The organism is Serratia sp. 1D1416 (genome assembly GCF_003641105.1).
GTDB classification, from domain to species: domain Bacteria; phylum Pseudomonadota; class Gammaproteobacteria; order Enterobacterales; family Enterobacteriaceae; genus Serratia; species Serratia ficaria.
This window is the reverse complement of sequence record NZ_CP032738.1, coordinates 1348046-1367795: the sequence shown is the minus strand read 5'-3', so window position 1 is coordinate 1367795 and position 19750 is coordinate 1348046. Positions and strand designations below refer to the sequence as shown.

Sequence of the window (19750 nt, the reverse complement as noted above, 5' to 3'; positions counted from 1 at the left end):
CCACACTACTGCTGTTTAGGCTTTTTTCGTCCCCCGGGCGTGAGTCGTACAGTTTAATTTACGAGGCTGGTTGCGTTTGCTGCCAGTGTGACCTGGATCAATATCTCGCTGAAACTCGCTTAAAAAATCAGATTTGGTAGCTTATGCCGCCATAGAGGGCTGCTCGCCGTTCTGGCTGCTTCAACGGCCATACCGGGACGCTGTGACGAGTTGATACGTTAACGAAGATAATGAGAAAAATTGAAAACTTTCACCTGTTGGTGATGCTGATCCTGCTGGTTGCCGTCGGTCAGATGGCGCAAACCATCTATGTTCCCGTCATTGCCGATATCGCGCACGACCTGTCGGTCCGTACCGGCGCCGTGCAGCGTGTGATGGCGGCCTATCTGATGACCTACGGCTTTTCCCAGCTGATTTACGGCCCGCTGTCGGACCGCATCGGCCGCCGGCCGGTGATCCTGGCCGGGATGATGATCTTCCTGATCGGCGCGCTGGGGGCATTGCTGTCCAACAGCCTGACGATGCTGGTGGCCGCCAGCGCCATCCAGGGCATGGGTACCGGCGTGGCGGGGGTGATGGCGCGCACCATGCCGCGCGACCTGTATGCCGGCACCGCGCTGCGCTACGCCAACAGCCTGCTGAATATGGGCATTCTGGTCAGCCCGCTGCTGGCGCCGGTGATCGGCGGCGCGCTGGCGATGCTGTTTGGCTGGCGCGCCAGCTATGCCTTCCTGCTGGCGTTGTGCGCCGGCGTCGCCTTCGCCATGTTCCGCTGGTTGCCGGAAACCCGGCCGGCGTTGACGGAGAAGCGTCGCATGCTGGCCAGCTTCCGCCAACTGCTGACGGACGGCACCTTCAGCTGTTATCTGGTGATGCTGATCGGCGCGTTGGCGGGGATTGCGGTGTTTGAGGCCAGCTGCGGCGTGCTGATGGGCGGCGTGCTGGGGCTGAGCGGCCTGACCGTCAGCATTCTGTTTATCCTGCCGATCCCGGCGGCGTTCTTTGGCGCCTGGTACGCCGGGCGCGACGGCAAAACCTTCCACAGCCTGATGTGGCATTCGGTGATCAGCTGCCTGTTGGCGGGGCTGATGATGTGGATCCCGGGCTGGTTCGGGGTGATGAACATCTGGACGCTGATCGTGCCGGCGGCGCTGTTCTTCTTCGGCGCCGGCATGCTGTTCCCGTTGGCCACCACCGGCGCGATGGAGCCGTTCCCTTATCTGGCGGGCGCGGCGGGCGCGCTGGTGGGCGGCATGCAGAACATGGGCTCCGGCCTGGCGACCTGGCTGTCCGCCATGCTGCCGCAAACCGGGCAGTTCAGCCTGGGGTTGCTGATGTTCGCGATGGCGGTGCTGATTTTGCTGTGCTGGTGGCCGTTGTCCAATCGGATGCAGCATCAGGGGCATACCGCATAAAACGCAGGGCGCCAAACGGCGCCCTGATTCATTACAGCAGGAACGGGTGCAGCGCTGGGTCCTTGCGGTCCAGATAGTGGGTGGAGCGAATGCGGCGGATGGTGCGCGACTTGCCGCGGATCAGCAGGGTTTCGGTGGTGGCCACATTGCCCTGGCGGCTGATGCCGTCCAGCAGGTCGCCCTTGGTGATGCCGGTGGCGGAGAAGATCACGTTGTCGTTGCGCGCCATTTCGCCCAACTGCAGCACCCTGCCGGCCTCAATGCCCATCTCCCGGCAGCGCGCCAGCTCTTCTTCGCCGATGCGGCGGTTTTCGGCGCTGTCGCCCTTCACCTGATGGCGCGGCAGCAGGCGCGCCTGCATGTCGCCGTCCAGCGCGCGGATCACCGCGGCGGAAATCACCCCTTCGGGCGCGCCGCCGACGCCGTACATCAGATCGACTTCGCTTTCCGGCATGCAGGTCAGGATCGAGGCCGCCACGTCGCCGTCAGGAATGGCGAACACCCGCACGCCGAGCTGCTGCATCTGCGCGATCACGCCGTCGTGGCGCGGCTTGGCCAGCACGATCACCGTCAGCTGCGTCAGCGGCTTGCCGAGGCGCGCGGCGACGTTTTTCAGGTTTTCCGCCAGCGGCAGGTTGAGATCGATGGCGCCGCGCGCCGCCGGGCCGACCACCAGCTTTTCCATATACATGTCGGGCGCGTGCAGGAAGGTGCCGCGATCGCCCACCGCCAGCACCGCCAGCGCGTTGGACTGGCCCATGGCGGTCATGCGGGTGCCTTCGATCGGATCGACCGCGATGTCTACCGCGTCGCCCTGGCCGCTGCCGACCTGCTCGCCGATATACAGCATCGGCGCTTCATCAATTTCACCTTCGCCGATCACGATGCGGCCATCGATATCCACTTTATTGAGCATGATGCGCATGGCGTGGACCGCCGCGCCGTCGGCGGCATTTTTGTCGCCGCGCCCCAGCCATTGGTAGCCCGCCAGCGCGGCGGCTTCGGTTACGCGGGAAAATTCGATGGCTAATTCACGTTTCATGGCAAAAACCTGTCTGTGAGAAGGGAAGGAAATATCGACAAAGTTTATCACAGCGCGCCGGCGGCGGGGCGGGGCAAAAAAAAGCGCCGCCCGTGGGCAGCGCAATTCAGGGGGTAAACGGCAACGCGGGCTTAGTCGTGTTCTTCCCACGCCTGAGCGCGGGCCACCGCTTTTTTCCAGCCGCTGTAACGGTAGTTGCGCTCGGTGGTTTCGATGCTTGGGCGGAATTCGCGTTCAATCACCGCCTTGCTTTTCACCTCATCCAGGTCGTTCCAGTAGCCGATGGCCAGGCCCGCCAGGAAAGCGGCGCCCAGCGCCGTCGATTCGCGCACTTCAGGGCGCTCTACGCGGGTGCCGAGGATGTCGGACTGGAACTGCATCAGGAAGTTGTTGGCGACCGCACCGCCGTCCACGCGCAGCGACTGCAGGCGGGTATTGGAATCGGCCTGCATGGCGTCCAGCACGTCGCGGGTCTGATAGGCGATAGACTCCAGGGTGGCGCGGATGATGTGGTTGCTGTTGGCGCCGCGGGTCAGGCCGAAGATGGCGCCGCGGGCATACGGGTCCCAGTAAGGCGCGCCGAGGCCGGTGAAGGCCGGCACCACGTAGACGCCGTTGCTGTCTTTCACCTTGGTGGCGAAGTATTCGGAGTCGGCGGCGTCGCTGATCAGCTTCAGTTCGTCGCGCAGCCACTGGATTGACGCGCCGCCGATGAATACCGCGCCTTCCAGCGCGTAGTTCACTTCACCGCGCGGCCCGCAGGCGATGGTGGTCAGCAAGCCGTGGCTGGAGCGCACCGCTTCCTTGCCGGTGTTCATCAGCAGGAAGCAGCCGGTGCCGTAGGTGTTCTTCGCCATGCCCGGTTGGACGCACAGCTGGCCGTACAGCGCCGCCTGCTGGTCCCCGGCGATGCCGGCGATAGGAATACGGGTGCCGCCCTTACCGCCGATGTTGGTCTGGCCGTACACTTCTGAAGACGGGCGCACTTTCGGCAGCATGGCGCGCGGGATATCCAGCACTTCCAGCATGCGTTCGTCCCAGTCCAGCTCATGGATGTTGAACATCATGGTGCGCGAGGCGTTGGTGTAATCGGTGACATGCACCCGCCCCTGGGTCATCTTCCACACCAGCCAGGTGTCGACGGTGCCGAACAGCAGCTCGCCGCGCTTGGCGCGCTCGCGGGCGCCTTCCACGTTGTCCAGGATCCACTTGACCTTGGTGCCGGAGAAGTAAGGGTCAACCACCAGACCGGTGTTGTGACGAATATACTCTTCCAGACCGTCGCGCTTGAGCTTCTCACAGATCTCGGCGGTGCGGCGGCACTGCCAGACGATGGCGTTGTAAATGGGTTTGCCGGTCTCTTTTTCCCAGACGATGGTGGTTTCGCGCTGGTTGGTGATGCCGATGCCGGCGATCTGGTCGGAATTGATGTCGGCTTTCGCCAGCACTTCCACCAGGGTGGAGCTTTGCGATGACCAGATCTCCATCGGGTCGTGTTCAACCCAGCCGGCTTTCGGGTAAATCTGGGTGAATTCACGCTGCGACACCGCAACGATGTTGGCATCGTGATCGAGCACGACGGCGCGAGAGCTGGTGGTCCCCTGGTCGAGAGCGACAATGTATTTTTTTTCTACTGTCATGATCTTAGTCCTGCTGTTGTTAACCGGTTAAAACTGCGCCAATCACGCTTTGCGCTGCTGGGTCTTGGCGGCGGACTCTTCATCCGTTACGCAGACGTCGCAAGGCAGATGGCGGCCAATCAGTGCGCGGTAGCCGAAGGCACCCAGGCCTGCGCCGATGATTGGGCCAAAGATCGGCACCAGGAAGTACGGGATGTCGCGGGCGCCGGTGAAGGCCACTTTGCCCCAGCCGGCCAGGTAAGCGAACAGTTTCGGGCCGAAGTCGCGCGCCGGGTTCAACGCAAAGCCGGTCAATGGTCCCATAGAGGCGCCGATGACCGCAATCAGAAGACCGATCAGCAGCGGCGCCAGCGGGCCGCGCGGAATGCCGTTGCCGTCGTCGGTCAGGGCCAGGATCAGACACATCAGGATGGCGGTGATCACCGTTTCCACCAGGAACGCCTGGCCGACGGAGATATGCGGATTAGGGTAGGTCGAGAAGATGCCGGCCAGATCGAGGCTTTCGTTGCTGCCGCGCACCATATGATGCGCCGCTTCGAAGTCGAAGAACAGGTTGTAGTACAACCCGTAGACCAGAGCCGCCGCGCAGAAGGCGCCGGCGATTTGCGCCAGGATGTAAGGCAGCACCTTGCGGCCGTCGAAGCAGGCGAACAGCCACAGGGCCAGGGTGACCGCCGGGTTGAGGTGTGCGCCGGAGATTGCCGCGGTCATATAAATGGCCATGGCGACGCCCAGGCCCCAAATGATGCTGATTTCCCACTGACCAAAGCTGGCGCCCGCCAGTTTCAGCGCGGCAACGCAGCCTACGCCAAAGAAGATCAGCAGCGCGGTGCCGAGAAACTCCGCGATGCACTGGCCTTTTAATGTCGGACTGGTGGTTTGGCTCATAATGTTGTTGTCCTGCAAAACGGCGGTTATAGGTTTATAGGCTCAGGTTTTTGGTATCCGTCTGGCCTATGGGTACAGTTTTTTTCATCTCGTCCAATTATCGAATGAGGACGTGATGTAAATTTATCGTTAACGAACATAAACGAGAAATAGCGAAATCAAAATGTGTGTGCTTCGTCATAAAATTGAGCGAATTCGCGTCGTTCTGTGTTCTTTCTGAGCCATGAAAGTGTGATCTGACCAGTGCTTCACCCGGCGATTGTTAACAACCCGGTGAAGGGAGGCGACGGCATTTTCAGTTTTTACTGATGGTGGCGACAGGAAAATTGCAACAGACTGCGCGATGAGCCGGTATGTTGCTAGACAGTCGGGGACAGGCTACTTACAATCGTTTTTATCGAAAGAAACGTTTTATCGAGACAGGCGCGTTATTTTCACAACAACGCGTGTCACTTGGCGCGATGCATATTCGCAGCAGTTGCAACCTGAGTTGCGGCCGTTACCTATAGATGTACGCCTTGCTATCATGAGGGGACTGAAGAATGTCATTTGAAGTATTTGAGAAACTGGAAGCAAAAGTTCAGCAGGCGATTGATACCATCACCTTGTTGCAGATGGAAATTGAAGAGCTGAAAGACAAAAACAACGCTCTGTCGCAGGAAGTTCAGGCTGCCTCCGGCAACCACGAGTCGCTGGTGCGCGAGAACCAGCAGCTGAAAGAAGAACAGCACGTATGGCAAGATCGCCTGCGCGCGCTGCTGGGCAAAATGGAAGAAGTCTGATTCCACGCCGCCACGCAGCAACGAAAAGGGCGCCTCAGGCGCCCTTTTTCATGTCTGACGATCACTCGATATCGAGCGGATCCTCGGAAAGTATCATGCCGGTATTGTCGGCATACAGATGGTCGCCGGAGAAGAAGGTGACGCCGCCGAAGTTAACGCGGATATCGCTTTCGCCCACGCCTTCGCTGATGGCCCCCACCGGGATCGCCGCCATCGCCTGAATGCCGATGTCCAGCTCTTCCAGATCGTCCACCTGGCGCACCGCACCGTACACCACGATACCTTCCCATTCGTTCTGGGTGGCCAGGCGCGCCAGTTCGGCGTTGATCAGCGCGCGACGCACCGAGCCGCCGCCGTCGATCAGCAACACGCGGCCGCGGCCGTTTTCTTCAAGCAGGTCGAACAACAGGCCGTTATCCTCAAAGCATTTCACCGTGGTGATCTGCCCGCCAAATGAAGTACGCCCGCCAAAATTGGAGAATAGAGGTTCAACAACGTTCACCTCTTCATGATAGATGTCGCAAAGTTCGGAAGTATCGTATTTCATAGGATTTTACGTCTGTTTGCCGCTGGAATAACCAGTATATCCCTTTATTCGCCCCGTTGGCAAAATCATCGGTTTTTAACTGAGCGCCACGCCGATGGCGAACAGCAGATTGGCCAGCAGCGCCGCCTTCACCATGTGCTCCAGCATCGGGCGCATGCCGACCGGCGTCGGGTCGCGCAGCACGCGCAGCGCATGGCGAACCAGCAATGGGATCGCCAACACGAACAGCCAGCCCCACAGGCTGCGCAGGTTGAACAGCGTAAACAGCGCGAAGCACAGCACGGCGCCGCCCAACAGCAGGGCATGGTAGACCCGCGCCTTCTGCGGCCCGAGCCGCACCGCCAGAGTATTCTTACCGTTTTCGCGGTCGCTCTCGATATCGCGCAGGTTGTTGATATTGAGCACCGCCGTCGCCAGCAGCCCGCAGGCGGTGGCCGGCAGCATCACCACGCTGTCGAAGGTATGCGTCTGCAAATAATAGGTGCCGGCCACGCTCAGCCAGCCGAAGAACACCAGCACCGAAATGTCGCCCAGCCCCAGATAGCCGTAGGGTTTGGTGCCGACGGTATAGGTAATGGCGGCGACGATCGACAGCCCGCCCAGCACCAGGAAGCCCACCACGTCGCTGGGCTGCTCGCAGGCGACGGCGATCAGTGAACCGCCGGCGATGGCGATCAGCACCACCGTGAGCACCAGCGCCCGTTTCATCTGCGCCTGGGTGATCATGCCTTTCTGCATGCCGCGCAAGGGCCCGATGCGGTCTTCTTTGTCGCTGCCCTTTACCGCATCGCCATAGTCATTAGCCAGATTGGAGAGGATTTGCAGCAGGCCGGCGGTCAACAGCGCCAGCAGCGCTACGCCGGGTTTCAGGCTGCCATGCCAGGCGGCGATGGCCGAGCCGACCACGATGGAGGCAAAGGCCAGCGGCAGGGTGCGCGGGCGTAAACTTTCCAGCCAGGCGCTGATAGGGGTGGTGGGGGTTGATGAGCTCATGTTTCGCTTCTGTCAGTAAGTTGCTGTGTCCATTGGAAATAATTGTGGGAGGCAAGGCCTCCCACACAGATGACTGACAGGACAGTGATAGAGCGATTATAGGATAAAACGACTCAAATCTTCATCCGCAACCAGTTCATCCAGATGACTACGCACGTAATCCGCATCAATTGTAATGGATTGGCCGTTAATTTCACTCGCATCGTAGGAAATATCTTCCATCAGACGCTCCAGCACGGTGTGCAGGCGACGCGCGCCGATGTTTTCGGTGCTTTCGTTTACCTGCCATGCTGCTTCGGCGATGCGGCGGATGCCGTCGGCGGTGAAGTCGATATTGACGCCTTCGGTGCCCATCAGCGCTTTGTACTGTTCGGTCAGCGACGCGCTCGGCTCGGTCAGAATGCGCTCGAAATCTTCGGTGGTCAGCGCCTGCAGCTCAACGCGGATCGGCAGACGGCCCTGCAGTTCAGGGATCAGATCCGACGGGTTGGCGGTCTGGAAGGCACCGGAAGCGATGAACAGGATGTGATCGGTTTTCACCATACCGTGCTTGGTGGAGACGGTACAGCCTTCCACCAGCGGCAGCAGGTCGCGCTGCACGCCTTCGCGCGAGACGTCCGGGCCGGAGCTCTGGCCGCCGCGCTTACAGATTTTGTCGATCTCGTCGATAAACACGATGCCGTGCTGCTCAACCGCTTCGATCGCCTGCTCTTTCAGCTCTTCCGGGTTCACCAGCTTGGCGGCTTCTTCTTCCACCAACAGCTTGAAGGCTTCCTTGATCTTCAGCTTGCGCGGCTTCTGCTTCTGGCCGCCGAGGTTCTGGAACATCGACTGCAGCTGGTTGGTCATCTCTTCCATGCCCGGAGGGGCCATGATTTCCACGCCCATCGGCGCGGCGGCCAGGTCGATTTCGATCTCTTTATCGTCCAGCTGGCCTTCACGCAGTTTTTTGCGGAACGCCTGGCGGGCGGCCGATGGCTCCTGATGCTCTTCCGGCTGGCCCCAGTTGTTCTTGGCCGGCGGGATCAGCACGTCGAGAATGCGCTCTTCGGCCAGTTCTTCGGCGCGCGTGCGGTTTTTCTCGATCGACTGCATGCGCACCATTTTGATGGCGGCGTCGGTCAGGTCGCGGATGATGGAGTCCACTTCTTTACCCACATAGCCCACTTCGGTGAACTTGGTGGCTTCAACCTTGATGAACGGCGCGTTGGCCAGCTTCGCCAGACGGCGGGCGATTTCGGTTTTACCGACGCCGGTCGGGCCGATCATCAGAATGTTCTTTGGTGTCACTTCGTGACGCAGCATCTCGTTGAGCTGCATCCGGCGCCAGCGGTTGCGCAGGGCAATGGCGACAGCGCGTTTGGCCTTGTTTTGGCCAATGATGTAGCTGTCCAGTTCGCTGACGATCTCGCGCGGGGTCATTTCAGACATGGTATTCGATCCTTACGCTTTGGAAGGCAATTCTTCAATGGTGTGGAAATGGTTGGTGTAAATACAGATGTCACCGGCGATGTTGAGAGATTTATCAACGATTTCGCGGGCGCTCAGCTCGGTATTTTCCAACATCGCGCGGGCGGCTGCCTGGGCGTAGGGGCCGCCGGAGCCGATGGCAATCAGATCGTTCTCCGGCTGAATCACGTCGCCGTTGCCGGTGATGATCAGCGAGGAGTTTTCATCGGCGACGGCCAGCAGCGCTTCGAGTTTGCGCAGCATGCGGTCGGTGCGCCAATCTTTCGCCAGCTCGACGGCGGCTTTCACCAGATGCCCCTGGTGCATTTCCAGCTTGCGCTCAAACAGCTCAAACAGCGTGAAGGCGTCAGCGGTGCCGCCGGCGAAACCGGCAATCACTTTGTCGTTATACAGGCGACGCACTTTCTTGACGTTGCCCTTCATCACCGTATTGCCCAGGGTAGCCTGGCCATCGCCACCGATCACTACCTGGCCGTTGCGGCGTACGCTTACAATTGTTGTCACGAGCAGACCCTCGTTGAAGACGGAAAGAAGCCCTCGCAGCTTCTGCTTGCGCAGAGGCTACGAGGCATATTGAGAGTATAGATGGGGGGGATTGACGCTTTTCAACCCCCAACGGAGAGGGGAATGCAACTCGACATGCCGACGCCCTTCAGGCGAGAGAGGGTTTTGTCCGCCGCTGCGCGGCTGCTGTACGGGCCGAGCACCACGCGGTTCCAACCGCCGCCGGCGGTAATCCGGCTTTCGATGCCTTCAAACGCCAGGCGCGCGCGCACGGATTCAGCCTGATCGGTAGCGCGGAACGAACCGCACTGCACCATCCATTTCTGCTTGGACTCCGGCTTGGCCGTTTCCTGCTTCACTTCCGGCTTAGGCTGCGGCTTGGGTTCAGGCTGCTTGACCTGCGTCGGCGGCGGCGCGGCCGGTTTTGGCTGAGCCGCCGGCTGATGCTGTTGCACCGGCGCGGTTGTCGCTCCGCTGTTGAACGGATTGCGCGGTTGGGCCACCTGCTGCGGTTGCTGAACCTGCGGTTGCTGAATTTGTTGCTGTTGCATCTGCTGCTGTTGCATCTGCTGCTGGCGGCTATTGCTGCGCGCGGCGGCTTGCGAAGGGTCGTTGTACGGCACTTCATTCAGCTGCGTCGGGCGCTGTTGCATATCGGCCTGCATTTGCTCCAGCAGCTGGCGCTGCTCGGCGGTCAGCTGGGTTTTGGAGTTCACTTCGCCGCCGGCCGTCGGTTCGGTCGGCGTCTGCACGCCAATCTGGCGGTTCTCCAGCTCTTTGATGTAGCGCCAGCGCTCTTCCGGCTTCGGCGGCAGCCCGTTGCCCGGGCGGTTGGTATGCGCAGGCAGCAGCGGCGCGTCGTCCGGCTTATTGTGCGTGATGAAATAGAGGCCACCGATAAAGATCACCAACAGCGCGGCGGCCAACGCCAGCACGGTTTTGGAGACCTTCGGAGAACTGCGTTTTTTACGGCTGGGGGTTTTACGCTTAGCTCCTGCTGCGCGCCCACGGCTTACATAGTCTTTTTGTGCCACTATTATTCCGCTGTGTCCTGATGAGGGGATAAGTCCGTCATGTTACTGAACCCTAAAATATTTGACTAGCGTTTAGGGGCAGCCGTGCTGCCTCTGATAATCAACTCGCTGTCCAACAACCGCGAGCCGCTTGCCACCGTGTGCCCATGCAACTGCTCTAACAGCAGCAGCATCGCCTGCTGGCCAATCTCGTAGCGCGGCTGAGCCACCGTGGTTAACGGCGGATCGCAATACTGCGCCAGCTTGATGTCGTCGAAACCCACTATCGACAGATCCTGCGGTACCCGCAGGCCCATTTTTTTCGCCTGCGACAGCACGCCGATCGCCATTACGTCGCTGTGGCAGAAGACGGCCGTAGGCGGTTTAGGCTGAGCCATCAACGCCGCCAGCGCCTGAGCGCCGGCTTCGTAAGTAAAATCACCCCGGGTAATATAGCTGCTTTCGACGCTAATGCCATTACGACGTAGCGCCTGAATGTAACCTTGCAGCCGATAATGGCTCAGCGGCATCTGTTCCGGCCCGGCGACACAGGCGATCTGCTTGTGGCCCAGCTGGTGTAAATAATGCACGGCCTCGAAGGCGGCGGTCAGGTTATCGATATGCACCGTCGGCAGTTCCAGCTCGGGGGCGAACTCGTTGGCCATCACCATCGGCGGCAGATTGCGCTGCTCTTCCTTGCTGGCGTCGAACGGCAGGTTGGAGCCCAGCAGCAGCATGCCGTCGATCTGTTTGGTGATGATCAGATTGACGAAGGTGCGCTCCTGCTGATTTTGCTGCGCGCAGTCGCCGATCAGCACCAGATAGCCCTGCTGCGCGGCGGTCTGCTCGATCCCCTGGATCACATCGGCGAAAAACGGATCGCAGATGTCGGGAACGATCACCAGGATGGTGCGAGATTCATTGCGCTTGATATTGCGTGACAGGGCATGAGGAGAATAACCCACGGCCAGGACGGCCTGTTCCACTTTCTGACGCGTCGGCGTTGACACCTTTTCCGGGTTCATCAGCGCGCGCGATACTGTAGCCGTTGAAACGCCCGCCATTTCGGCGACGTCTTTCATGGTCGCCATGGATAAATCTTTCTTGTGTTCCAACGCCTTTCTCCTTGCGTCAGCCCCATGCCAACGCGACTACTGCAGTTTGCTCACAATTTTCGGCGTGCGGTGAGGGTGTTGTTATCATTTCTCGTCATCCGCGCTTGAGCCTTTCTGTACGCCGCGACTTTCGGCGACAAAATTTCTCTTGGCAGACATTCTAAACAGAATATGTCCCGCCTTTGTTACCTAATTTGCATAAAAAATGTGACTTGAGAAGGTTTTTTAGCGTTCGCTCGCAATTTCAAGGGTAAACGTTTGCCTCAAGGCAACTGAATCAGACTTTTCTGGGATCAACTGTCTATCGGATCGACGTCCAGGGTCCACTTCACCTTCCGCGCCTGCGGCAGGGTGCCGATCAACGGCAGCGAGCTCTTCATTAACTGTTGCAACACCCGCCGGGAAGGATGCTGCAGCAGCAGCTGCCAGCGGAAGCGGCCGCCGCGTTTGGACTGCAGCGCCGGCACCGGCCCCATCACCCACAGCGCGTCGTCCTTCAGCGGGCTGGCCTCCAGCAGGTTGCGCAGCTGCTGCAGGAACAGCGGCGCCTGCTGATTATCATGATCTTCCGAACGCACGATAATGTGGCTGGTGTAGGGCGGCAGGAATACGCTGTTGCGCTCCGCCAGGGTCTGCGCGGCGAAGGCGTCGTAACCCTGTTGCAGCAAAATTTGCAGCAACGGATGCTCAGGGTGGTGGGTTTGCAACAGCACCTCGCCCTGCTTGCCCGCCCGCCCGGCGCGCCCGGAGACCTGGGTATACAGCTGGGCGAAGCGTTCGGCGGAGCGGAAGTCGGCGGAGAACAGCGCGCCGTCGACGTCCAGCAGCGCCACCAGCGTGACGTCCGGGAAGTGGTGACCCTTCGCCAGCATCTGGGTGCCGATCAGAATGCGCGATTCGCCGCGGTGGATATCCGCCAGATGTTGTTCCAGCGAGCCCTTGCGGCTGGTGGTGTCCCGATCGATGCGGGTGATCGGGGTGTCGGGAAACAGCGGCGCCAGTTCGTTTTCCAACTGCTCGGTGCCGACGCCGACCGAGACCAGGTGCGTGGAGCCGCACTGCGGGCACTGGTGCGGCACCGGCCGCTGGCTGTCGCAGTGGTGGCAGCGCAGCTGGCGCTGATTCTGGTGGAAGGTGTAGTAATGGTCGCAGCGCTGGCATTCGGCGATCCAGCCGCACTCGTGGCACAGCAGCGCCGGGGCGTAACCGCGGCGGTTGAGGAACAGCATCACCTGATTGCCGGCCTTCAGATGGTGCTGCATGCTTTTCAGCAGCGGCTGCGACAGGCCGACCTTCAGCGGCAGGCCTTTCAGATCGATCAGGTGCTGCGCCGCCGGCTTGGCGTTGCCGGCGCGCTGGGTGAGTTTCAGCTGGCGGTATTTGCCCAACTGCACGTTGTGCAGCGTTTCCAGCGCCGGGGTGGCGGACCCCATCACCATCGGGATGTTTTCTTCCCGGGCGCGGAACACCGCCAGATCGCGGGCGTGATAGCGCCAGCCTTCCTGCTGTTTATAAGAGCTGTCGTGTTCTTCGTCGATGATGATCACGCCCAGCCGCTGGAACGGGGTGAACAGCGCCGAGCGGGTGCCGATAACGATGGCGGCCTCGCCGCTGCGCGCGCGCAGCCATACCGCCAGCCGTTCGCTGTCGTTCAGCCCGGAGTGCAGCACGTCCACCGGCGCGTTAAAGCGTTCGCGGAAACGGGCGATGGTCTGCGGCGTCAGGCCGATTTCCGGCACCAGCACCAGCGCCTGCCGCCCCTTGGCCAGGATGTTCTCCAGCACGCTGAGGTAGACCTCGGTCTTGCCGGAGCCGGTCACCCCGGCCAGCAGCCAGGCGGCGAACTGCTCGTCCTCGCTTCTGATCGCCCCCACCGCGGTGGCCTGCTCGGTGTTCAGCCGCAGCCGTTCCCCCAGCACGGCGAAATGGGGGCGCCAGTCCTGGGTGGCGGCGACCTGCGAGCGCAGGTCGATCAACCCTTTGGTGCGCAGCGCCTGCAGGGCGCTCTCGGTCAGCTCGAGCTGGCTGACCTGATGACGATAGACCGGGCGCTGCAGCAACGCCGCCAGCGCCTGCTGCTGCTTGGGCGCGCGCTTCAGGCTTTCCGGCGGCGTGGCGCGGCCCTGTTCGGTGGCGAACCACTGCCACAGCGGCGCGGCTTCGGCCGGTTTGCCCTGCCGCAGCAGGATAGGCAGCGCGTGAAACAGCACTTCGCCGATCGGGTAATGGTAGTAATCGCTGGCCCAGCGCAGGATTCGCCACAGGCTGGGAGAGAACAGCGAGGCGTGGTCGAGAACGCTGTCGATGGGTTTCAGCTTCTCCAGCGGCAGCTCGCTGGTTTCGCTGCAGCCGGTGACGATGCCGATCGCCCGCTGCTTGCCCCAGGGCACGCAAACGCGCGCGCCGGCCACCGGCTGCGGGCCAGGCGGCAGCAGATAGTCGAAGGTGCGGGCGAGGGGTACCGGCAAAGCAACGTGAACAACGGGCATGGGGTCATCCAGAGTGAAAAAAAGAGGCCATCAGTTTACACGGCGCGCCGGCAAATGTACGGTTCCGATTGCGCGGCACTTTTAATTCTGTATAATTTGCCGCCTTTGGTATAATTCGATACCAAATTCTATTATCAACCACGTGTGGTGTCTGGCGAAACAGGGCTGGATAGCGACACGGCCTTAACTGAGGTTTCCCATGAAACAAGGTATCCACCCAAAATACGACGAAGTTACTGCTAACTGCTCTTGCGGTAACGTGATCAAAATCCGCTCTACCGTGGGTCACGATCTGAACCTGGACGTTTGTGGCGCATGCCACCCGTTCTACACCGGCAAGCAGCGTGACGTTGCTACCGGTGGCCGCGTTGACCGCTTCAACAAGCGCTTCAGCGTACCAGGCGCTAAGAAATAAGATTTCTTATCGTCAGATGAAAAAGGCGCCTTCGGCGCCTTTTTTCGTTTCTGCCGCCTGCGTTCGCAGGCCGGCGCTTAATATTCCCAGGTATCGGGATCGACACCCAGTTCGCGCATCAGCAGCTTTGCGGCTTCCGGGATCTCGTCGCTGCGTTCTTTGCGCAGGTCTTCATCGTTCGGCAGCGGCTGGCCGGTAAAGGCATGCAGGAACGCTTCGCACAGCAATTCGCTGTTGGTGGCGTGGCGCAGGTTGTTCACCTGGCGACGGGTCCGTTCGTCGGTGAGGATTTTCAGGACCTTCAGCGGAATGGATACCGTGATTTTTTTTACTTGCTCGCTTTTTTTACCGTGTTCAGCGTAAGGGCTGACATACTCGCCGTTCCACTCAGCCATGGGACACCTTAAATTTGTCAGAAAAATTACAAAATTCTAAAAACCGGCCAATTATGCCCGATCTTCACTGTTCTCACTAAATAAATGTCAATTTTACGCGACCAGGGTCACTGAATGCCGAGGTTCGATAGGCTCCGCCTATGCATTTTCGGTTAACATCTTATCGTCATGTCAAACTGGCATAATTTTAGCGGGTATTGCGGCTTTGCTCAATCTATACGCAAAGAAGTTTAGATGTCCAGATGTATTGACGTCTATACTCGATGCGATTAATCTTTAGGCCTCATTCACCGACATCCCGAGAGCCGAGCGACCCTATGACGCGTAAACCAGCCACGATTGCCGTACGCAGCGGCCTGAACGACGACGAACAGTACGGCTGCGTTGTCCCGCCGATCCATCTGTCCAGCACCTATAACTTTACCGACTTCAACCAACCCCGAGCCCATGACTATTCGCGCCGCGGCAACCCGACGCGCGACGTGGTGCAACGCGCCTTGGCGGAGCTGGAAGGCGGTGCCGGCGCGGTGATGACCGGCAGCGGGATGTCGGCTATCCACCTGGTGACCACCGTCTTTCTGCAGCCCGGCGATCTGCTGGTGGCGCCGCACGACTGCTACGGCGGCAGCTACCGTTTATTCGACAGCCTGAGCAAGCGCGGCGCCTACCGGGTGCTGTTCGTCGATCAGGGGAATGAAGAAGCGCTGCGGCAGGCATTGGCGCAAAAACCCAAGCTGGTGCTGATCGAAAGCCCCAGCAACCCGCTGCTGAGGGTGGTGGACATTGCCGCCATCTGTCGCGCCGCGCACGCCGCCGGTGCGCTGACGGTGGTGGACAACACCTTCCTCAGCCCGGCGCTGCAGCAGCCGATCGAACTGGGTGCCGATCTGGTGGTCCATTCCTGTACCAAATACCTTAACGGCCACTCGGACGTGGTGGCCGGCGCGGTGGTTGCCAAAGATCCGGCGCTGGCGGTCGAGCTGGCCTGGTGGGCGAACAATATTGGCGTGACCGGCGGCGCGTTCGACAGCTATCTGCTGCTGCGCGGCATGCGCACCCTGTCGCCGCGCATCAAGGCGGCGCAACAAAACGCCGAGGCGATTGTCAGTTATTTACAGCAGCAACCGCTGGTGAAAAAGCTGTATCATCCTTCTCTGCCGGAAAACCCGGGGCATGAGATTGCCCGTCGGCAGCAGCGTGGCTTCGGCGCGATGCTGAGCTTTGAACTGGACGGCGATGAAGCGGTACTGCGCCGTTTTCTCTCTGCCCTTGAGCTGTTTACTCTGGCAGAATCGTTGGGCGGCGTAGAAAGCCTGATCTCGCATGCGGCGACCATGACCCACGCCGGTATGGCGGCGGAAGCGCGGGCGGCGGCCGGCATCTCCGAGAGCCTGCTGCGCATTTCCGTGGGTATTGAAGACAGTGAAGATTTGATTGCCGATCTGGAACGCGCTTTCCAGGCGGCGGCAACGAGGTAAGCATGAATGCAATTGCGGTAGCAGGGCCGGTGAGCGGGCGTCAACTGCACAAGTTTGGCGGCAGCAGCCTGGCGGACGCGAAGTGTTATCTGCGCGTGGCCGGGATCATGGCCGAATATAGCCAGCCGGGCGACATGATGGTGGTGTCGGCCGCCGGCAGCACCACCAACCAATTGATCAGCTGGCTGAAGCTCAGTCAGAGCGATCGCCTCTCTGCGCATCAGGTGCAGCAAGCGCTGCGCCGTTATCACAGCGAATTGATCGGCGGCCTGCTGCCGCCGGAGAGCGCGGAGCCGCTGATCGCCCGGTTCATTCAGGATCTGGAGCGCCTGGCGGTATTGCTGGACGACAAGGTCGACGACGTTTGCTACGCCGAAGTGGTGGGGCACGGCGAGATTTGGTCGGCGCGGCTGATGGCGGCGGTGCTCAATCAGCTGGATATGCAGGCGGCCTGGCTTGATGCGCGTGACTTCCTGCGTGCGGAGCGCGCCGCGCAGCCGCAGGTGGACGAAGGCCGTTCTTACCCGCTGTTGCAACAGCTGCTGGCTCAGCACCCGGGCAAGCGCCTGGTGGTGACCGGCTTTATTTCACGCAACGACGCCGGAGAAACCGTGCTGTTGGGGCGTAACGGCAGCGACTATTCCGCGACCCAGATCGGCGCCTTGGCCGGCGCTGAGCGCGTAACCATCTGGAGCGACGTGGCCGGGGTATACAGCGCCGACCCGCGCAAGGTGAAGGACGCCTGCCTGCTGCCGCTGCTGCGGCTGGACGAGGCCAGCGAACTGGCGCGCCTGGCGGCGCCGGTGTTGCACACCCGCACCCTGCAGCCGGTTTCCGGCAGCGATATCGATCTTCAGCTGCGCTGCAGCTATCAGCCGGAACAGGGTTCGACGCGCATCGAGCGCGTGCTGGCTTCCGGCACCGGCGCCAAGATTGTCACCAGTCATGACGACGTTTGCCTGATCGAACTGCGCGTGGCCGGCCAGCATGATTTCAAGCTGGCGCAAAAAGAGTTGGATCTGGTGCTGAAACGCGCGCAGATCAAACCGTTGGCGGTGGGCGTTCACCCCGATCGCAGCCTGGTGCAGCTGTGCTACACCTCCGAAGTGGCCAACAGCGCGCTGCGCATCCTGCAGGGCGCGGCGTTGCCGGGCGAGCTGCAGCTGCGTGAAGGCCTGGCGCTGGTGGCGCTGGTGGGAGCGGGGGTGTGCAAGAATCCGTTGCACAGTCACCGTTTCTATCAGCAGCTGAAAGATCAGCCGGTAGAGTTTATCTGGCAGGCGGAAGACGGCATCAGCCTGGTGGCGGTGCTGCGTCAGGGCCCGACCGCGCTGTTGATCCAGGGGCTGCACCAGAGCCTGTTCCGCGCGGAAAAACGCATCGGCCTGGTGCTGTTCGGCAAGGGCAACATCGGCTCGCGCTGGCTGGAGCTGTTCGCCCGCGAGCAAAAAAACATTTCCGCCCGCAGCGGCTTCGAGTTCAGCCTGGCGGGGGTGGTGGACAGCCGCCGCAGCCTGCTGGACTACGACGGGCTGGACGCCAGCCGCGCGCTGGCGTTCTTTGAGGAAGAGGCGCAGGAGCTGGACGAAGAGTCGCTGTTCCTGTGGATGCGCGCGCACCCGTTTGACGATCTGGTGGTGCTCGACGTTACCGCCAGCGAAAACCTGGCCGAGCAGTATCTGGATTTCGCCAGCTACGGTTTCCACGTTATCAGCGCCAACAAATTGGCCGGGGCATCGTGCGGCGACACCTATCGCCAAATCCGCGACGCCTTCGCCAAAACCGGCCGCCACTGGCTGTATAACGCCACCGTCGGCGCCGGCCTGCCGGTCAACCACACGGTGCGCGATCTGCGCGACAGCGGCGACAGCATTCTGGCGATCAGCGGCATTTTCTCCGGCACGCTGTCCTGGCTGTTCCTGCAGTACGACGGCACGGTGCCGTTCACCGAGCTGGTGGATCAGGCCTGGCAGCAGGGGTTGACCGAACCGGATCCGCGGGTCGATCTGTCCGGCCAGGACGTGATGCGCAAGCTGGTGATCCTGGCGCGCGAAGCGGGCTATGACATCGAACCGAATCAGGTGCGGGTCGAGTCGCTGGTGCCGGCGGGCTGTGAGCAGGGCTCCGTCGATCAGTTCTTCGAGAACGGCGATGCGCTGAACCAGCAGATGCAGCAACGCTTTGAGGCCGCCAGTGAAATGGGGTTGGTGCTGCGCCACGTGGCGCGCTTCGACGCCAACGGCAAGGCGCGGGTCGGCGTGGAGGCGGTGCGTCCCGAGCATCCGCTGGCTTCGCTGCTGCCGTGCGACAACGTGTTCGCCATCGACAGCCGCTGGTATCGCGACAACCCGCTGGTGATCCGTGGGCCGGGCGCCGGCCGCGACGTGACCGCCGGCGCGATCCAGTCGGATCTTAACCGTTTGGCGCAGCTGCTTTAATTCTCTCTGGGGCGCGCCTCGCCGCGCCCCTTCGTTTTTCCTGCCATAATTACCTGCGCCGACATCATGAAACTCTTTCTCTTAACGGGTGAGGATTAATCATCTTATTACCCTCACTTTCCTGTTGACTCTTTAGCCAACATACGGCATTTTCTATCTAGACGTCTAAACGTATAGACGCTTATTAAAATGAAATAAAACAGTGATCGACAAGAGGCGGGCAGGGTATGAGTTTTTTCCACGCAAACCAGCGGGAAGCGCTGAATCAGAGTCTGGCGGAGTTAAACGGCCAGATTAACGTATCATTCGAGTTCTTTCCGCCGCGCACCAGCGAGATGGAAGATACCTTGTGGCAGTCGATCGATCGTCTGAGCAGCCTCAAACCCAAATTCGTTTCCGTGACCTACGGCGCCAATTCCGGCGAGCGCGACCGCACCCACAGCATCATCAAGGGGATCAAGGACCGTACCGGCCTTGAGGCGGCGCCGCACCTGACCTGCATCGACGCCAGCCCGGCGCAGCTGCGCGATATCGCCACCGATTACTGGAACAGCGGCATCCGCCATATCGTGGCGCTGCGCGGCGATTTGCCGCCGGGCGGCGGCAAGCCCGAAATGTACGCCACCGATCTGGTGACGTTGCTGAAAGACGTGGGTGATTTCGATATCTCGGTTGCCGCTTATCCGGAAGTGCATCCGGAGGCAAAAAGCGCCCAGGCTGACCTGATCAACCTGAAGCGTAAAATCGACGCCGGCGCCAATCGCGCCATCACCCAGTTCTTTTTCGACGTGGAGAGCTACCTGCGCTTCCGTGACCGCTGCGTGGCCGCCGGCATCGACGTGGAAATCGTACCGGGCATTCTGCCGGTGTCTAACTTCAAGCAGCTGCAGCGCTTCGCCACCATGACCAACGTGCGGGTGCCGAGCTGGATGACCAGCATGTTTGCAGGGCTGGACGACGATGCGGAAACCCGCAAGATGGTCGGCGCCAATATCGCCATGGACATGGTGAAGATCCTCAGCCGCGAAGGGGTGAAGGATTTCCACTTCTACACGCTGAACCGCGCCGAGATGAGCTATGCGATCTGCCACACCCTGGGCGTGCGGCCGGTGGCGGCCGCCTGATT

Annotated in this window: 17 protein-coding genes; 6 read left to right on the top strand and 11 right to left on the bottom strand. The window is 60.8% G+C overall.

What is annotated here, in order from left to right:
• Positions 1 to 230 precede the first annotated feature (230 nt).
• Positions 231 to 1415 carry a multidrug efflux MFS transporter EmrD gene (gene emrD / locus D7I37_RS06515; RefSeq protein ID WP_061799754.1) on the top strand — a complete coding sequence of 395 codons (1185 nt, stop codon included), beginning with the start codon at positions 231 to 233 and terminating at the stop codon, positions 1413 to 1415.
• Between the two features lie 31 nt (positions 1416 to 1446).
• Here the strand turns inward: emrD and glpX are convergent, their stop codons facing one another.
• From glpX to D7I37_RS06500, 3 genes are all read right to left on the bottom strand, one after another.
• The gene (gene glpX, locus D7I37_RS06510) at positions 1447 to 2457 is read right to left on the bottom strand and encodes a class II fructose-bisphosphatase (RefSeq protein ID WP_061799752.1); all 1011 of its coding nucleotides are present in this window, start codon (positions 2455 to 2457) and stop codon (positions 1447 to 1449) included.
• Positions 2458 to 2588: 131 nt separating this feature from the next.
• Positions 2589 to 4097 carry a glycerol kinase GlpK gene (glpK, locus tag D7I37_RS06505; RefSeq protein WP_061799750.1) on the bottom strand — a complete coding sequence of 503 codons (1509 nt, stop codon included), beginning with the start codon at positions 4095 to 4097 and terminating at the stop codon, positions 2589 to 2591.
• Between the two features lie 42 nt (positions 4098 to 4139).
• A complete protein-coding gene (locus D7I37_RS06500) occupies positions 4140 to 4985 on the bottom strand; it encodes an MIP/aquaporin family protein (protein ID WP_061799790.1) in 846 nt (281 codons plus the stop codon).
• A gap of 542 nt (positions 4986 to 5527) precedes the next feature.
• On the opposite strand from D7I37_RS06500, the gene zapB reads away from it, so the two are divergent.
• Positions 5528 to 5767 (top strand): septal ring assembly protein ZapB, encoded by a 240-nt coding sequence (gene zapB / locus D7I37_RS06495; RefSeq protein ID WP_061799749.1) that lies wholly within the window; start codon positions 5528 to 5530, stop codon positions 5765 to 5767.
• Between the two features lie 61 nt (positions 5768 to 5828).
• Here zapB and rraA read toward each other — a convergent pair whose 3' ends face one another.
• The 7 genes from rraA to priA all read right to left on the bottom strand — a co-directional run bounded on the left by rraA (position 5829) and on the right by priA (position 13898).
• The gene (gene rraA, locus D7I37_RS06490; RefSeq protein ID WP_061799748.1) at positions 5829 to 6314 is read right to left on the bottom strand and encodes a ribonuclease E activity regulator RraA; all 486 of its coding nucleotides are present in this window, start codon (positions 6312 to 6314) and stop codon (positions 5829 to 5831) included.
• A gap of 75 nt (positions 6315 to 6389) precedes the next feature.
• Entirely contained in the window at positions 6390 to 7307 is a 918-nt protein-coding gene (locus D7I37_RS06485; protein ID WP_061799747.1) for a 1,4-dihydroxy-2-naphthoate polyprenyltransferase, read from the bottom strand.
• Positions 7308 to 7403: 96 nt separating this feature from the next.
• Entirely contained in the window at positions 7404 to 8738 is a 1335-nt protein-coding gene (gene hslU / locus D7I37_RS06480; RefSeq protein WP_061799746.1) for an HslU--HslV peptidase ATPase subunit, read from the bottom strand.
• Positions 8739 to 8750: 12 nt separating this feature from the next.
• Complete coding sequence (gene hslV, locus D7I37_RS06475) at positions 8751 to 9281, bottom strand: ATP-dependent protease subunit HslV (protein ID WP_012147466.1); 531 nt, start codon at positions 9279 to 9281, stop codon at positions 8751 to 8753.
• Between the two features lie 101 nt (positions 9282 to 9382).
• Positions 9383 to 10315: a cell division protein FtsN gene (ftsN, locus tag D7I37_RS06470; protein WP_061799744.1), complete on the bottom strand. Its 933-nt coding sequence runs from the start codon at positions 10313 to 10315 to the stop codon at positions 9383 to 9385.
• A 65-nt stretch (positions 10316 to 10380) separates the two neighbouring features.
• Entirely contained in the window at positions 10381 to 11409 is a 1029-nt protein-coding gene (gene cytR, locus D7I37_RS06465) for a DNA-binding transcriptional regulator CytR (protein ID WP_061799742.1), read from the bottom strand.
• Between the two features lie 293 nt (positions 11410 to 11702).
• Entirely contained in the window at positions 11703 to 13898 is a 2196-nt protein-coding gene (gene priA / locus D7I37_RS06460) for a primosomal protein N' (protein ID WP_061799741.1), read from the bottom strand.
• 199 nt (positions 13899 to 14097) lie between these two features.
• On the opposite strand from priA, the gene rpmE reads away from it, so the two are divergent.
• Positions 14098 to 14313 (top strand): 50S ribosomal protein L31, encoded by a 216-nt coding sequence (rpmE, locus tag D7I37_RS06455; RefSeq protein ID WP_073970353.1) that lies wholly within the window; start codon positions 14098 to 14100, stop codon positions 14311 to 14313.
• Between the two features lie 77 nt (positions 14314 to 14390).
• Here the strand turns inward: rpmE and metJ are convergent, their stop codons facing one another.
• Entirely contained in the window at positions 14391 to 14708 is a 318-nt protein-coding gene (metJ, locus tag D7I37_RS06450; RefSeq protein ID WP_012147461.1) for a met regulon transcriptional regulator MetJ, read from the bottom strand.
• Positions 14709 to 15025: 317 nt separating this feature from the next.
• On the opposite strand from metJ, the gene metB reads away from it, so the two are divergent.
• The 3 genes from metB to metF all read left to right on the top strand — a co-directional run bounded on the left by metB (position 15026) and on the right by metF (position 19748).
• Entirely contained in the window at positions 15026 to 16186 is a 1161-nt protein-coding gene (gene metB, locus D7I37_RS06445; RefSeq protein WP_129543470.1) for a cystathionine gamma-synthase, read from the top strand.
• Between the two features lie 2 nt (positions 16187 to 16188).
• The gene (locus D7I37_RS06440; RefSeq protein WP_061799738.1) at positions 16189 to 18624 is read left to right on the top strand and encodes a bifunctional aspartate kinase/homoserine dehydrogenase II; all 2436 of its coding nucleotides are present in this window, start codon (positions 16189 to 16191) and stop codon (positions 18622 to 18624) included.
• A 227-nt stretch (positions 18625 to 18851) separates the two neighbouring features.
• Positions 18852 to 19748: a methylenetetrahydrofolate reductase gene (metF, locus tag D7I37_RS06435; protein WP_061799737.1), complete on the top strand. Its 897-nt coding sequence runs from the start codon at positions 18852 to 18854 to the stop codon at positions 19746 to 19748.
• Positions 19749 to 19750 lie beyond the last annotated feature (2 nt).

What these genes read in the sequence shown, in the direction of transcription:
- emrD (WP_061799754.1), top strand. Translation starts at nt 231, where the DNA reads ATGAGAAAAATTGAAAACTTTCACCTGTTGGTGATGCTGATCCTGCTG.
- glpX (WP_061799752.1), bottom strand. Translation starts at nt 2,457, where the DNA reads ATGAAACGTGAATTAGCCATCGAATTTTCCCGCGTAACCGAAGCCGCC.
- glpK (WP_061799750.1), bottom strand. Translation starts at nt 4,097, where the DNA reads ATGACAGTAGAAAAAAAATACATTGTCGCTCTCGACCAGGGGACCACC.
- D7I37_RS06500 (WP_061799790.1), bottom strand. Translation starts at nt 4,985, where the DNA reads ATGAGCCAAACCACCAGTCCGACATTAAAAGGCCAGTGCATCGCGGAG.
- zapB (WP_061799749.1), top strand. Translation starts at nt 5,528, where the DNA reads ATGTCATTTGAAGTATTTGAGAAACTGGAAGCAAAAGTTCAGCAGGCG.
- rraA (WP_061799748.1), bottom strand. Translation starts at nt 6,314, where the DNA reads ATGAAATACGATACTTCCGAACTTTGCGACATCTATCATGAAGAGGTG.
- D7I37_RS06485 (WP_061799747.1), bottom strand. Translation starts at nt 7,307, where the DNA reads ATGAGCTCATCAACCCCCACCACCCCTATCAGCGCCTGGCTGGAAAGT.
- hslU (WP_061799746.1), bottom strand. Translation starts at nt 8,738, where the DNA reads ATGTCTGAAATGACCCCGCGCGAGATCGTCAGCGAACTGGACAGCTAC.
- priA (WP_061799741.1), bottom strand. Translation starts at nt 13,898, where the DNA reads ATGCCCGTTGTTCACGTTGCTTTGCCGGTACCCCTCGCCCGCACCTTC.
- rpmE (WP_073970353.1), top strand. Translation starts at nt 14,098, where the DNA reads ATGAAACAAGGTATCCACCCAAAATACGACGAAGTTACTGCTAACTGC.
- metJ (WP_012147461.1), bottom strand. Translation starts at nt 14,708, where the DNA reads ATGGCTGAGTGGAACGGCGAGTATGTCAGCCCTTACGCTGAACACGGT.
- metB (WP_129543470.1), top strand. Translation starts at nt 15,026, where the DNA reads ATGACGCGTAAACCAGCCACGATTGCCGTACGCAGCGGCCTGAACGAC.
- D7I37_RS06440 (WP_061799738.1), top strand. Translation starts at nt 16,189, where the DNA reads ATGAATGCAATTGCGGTAGCAGGGCCGGTGAGCGGGCGTCAACTGCAC.
- metF (WP_061799737.1), top strand. Translation starts at nt 18,852, where the DNA reads ATGAGTTTTTTCCACGCAAACCAGCGGGAAGCGCTGAATCAGAGTCTG.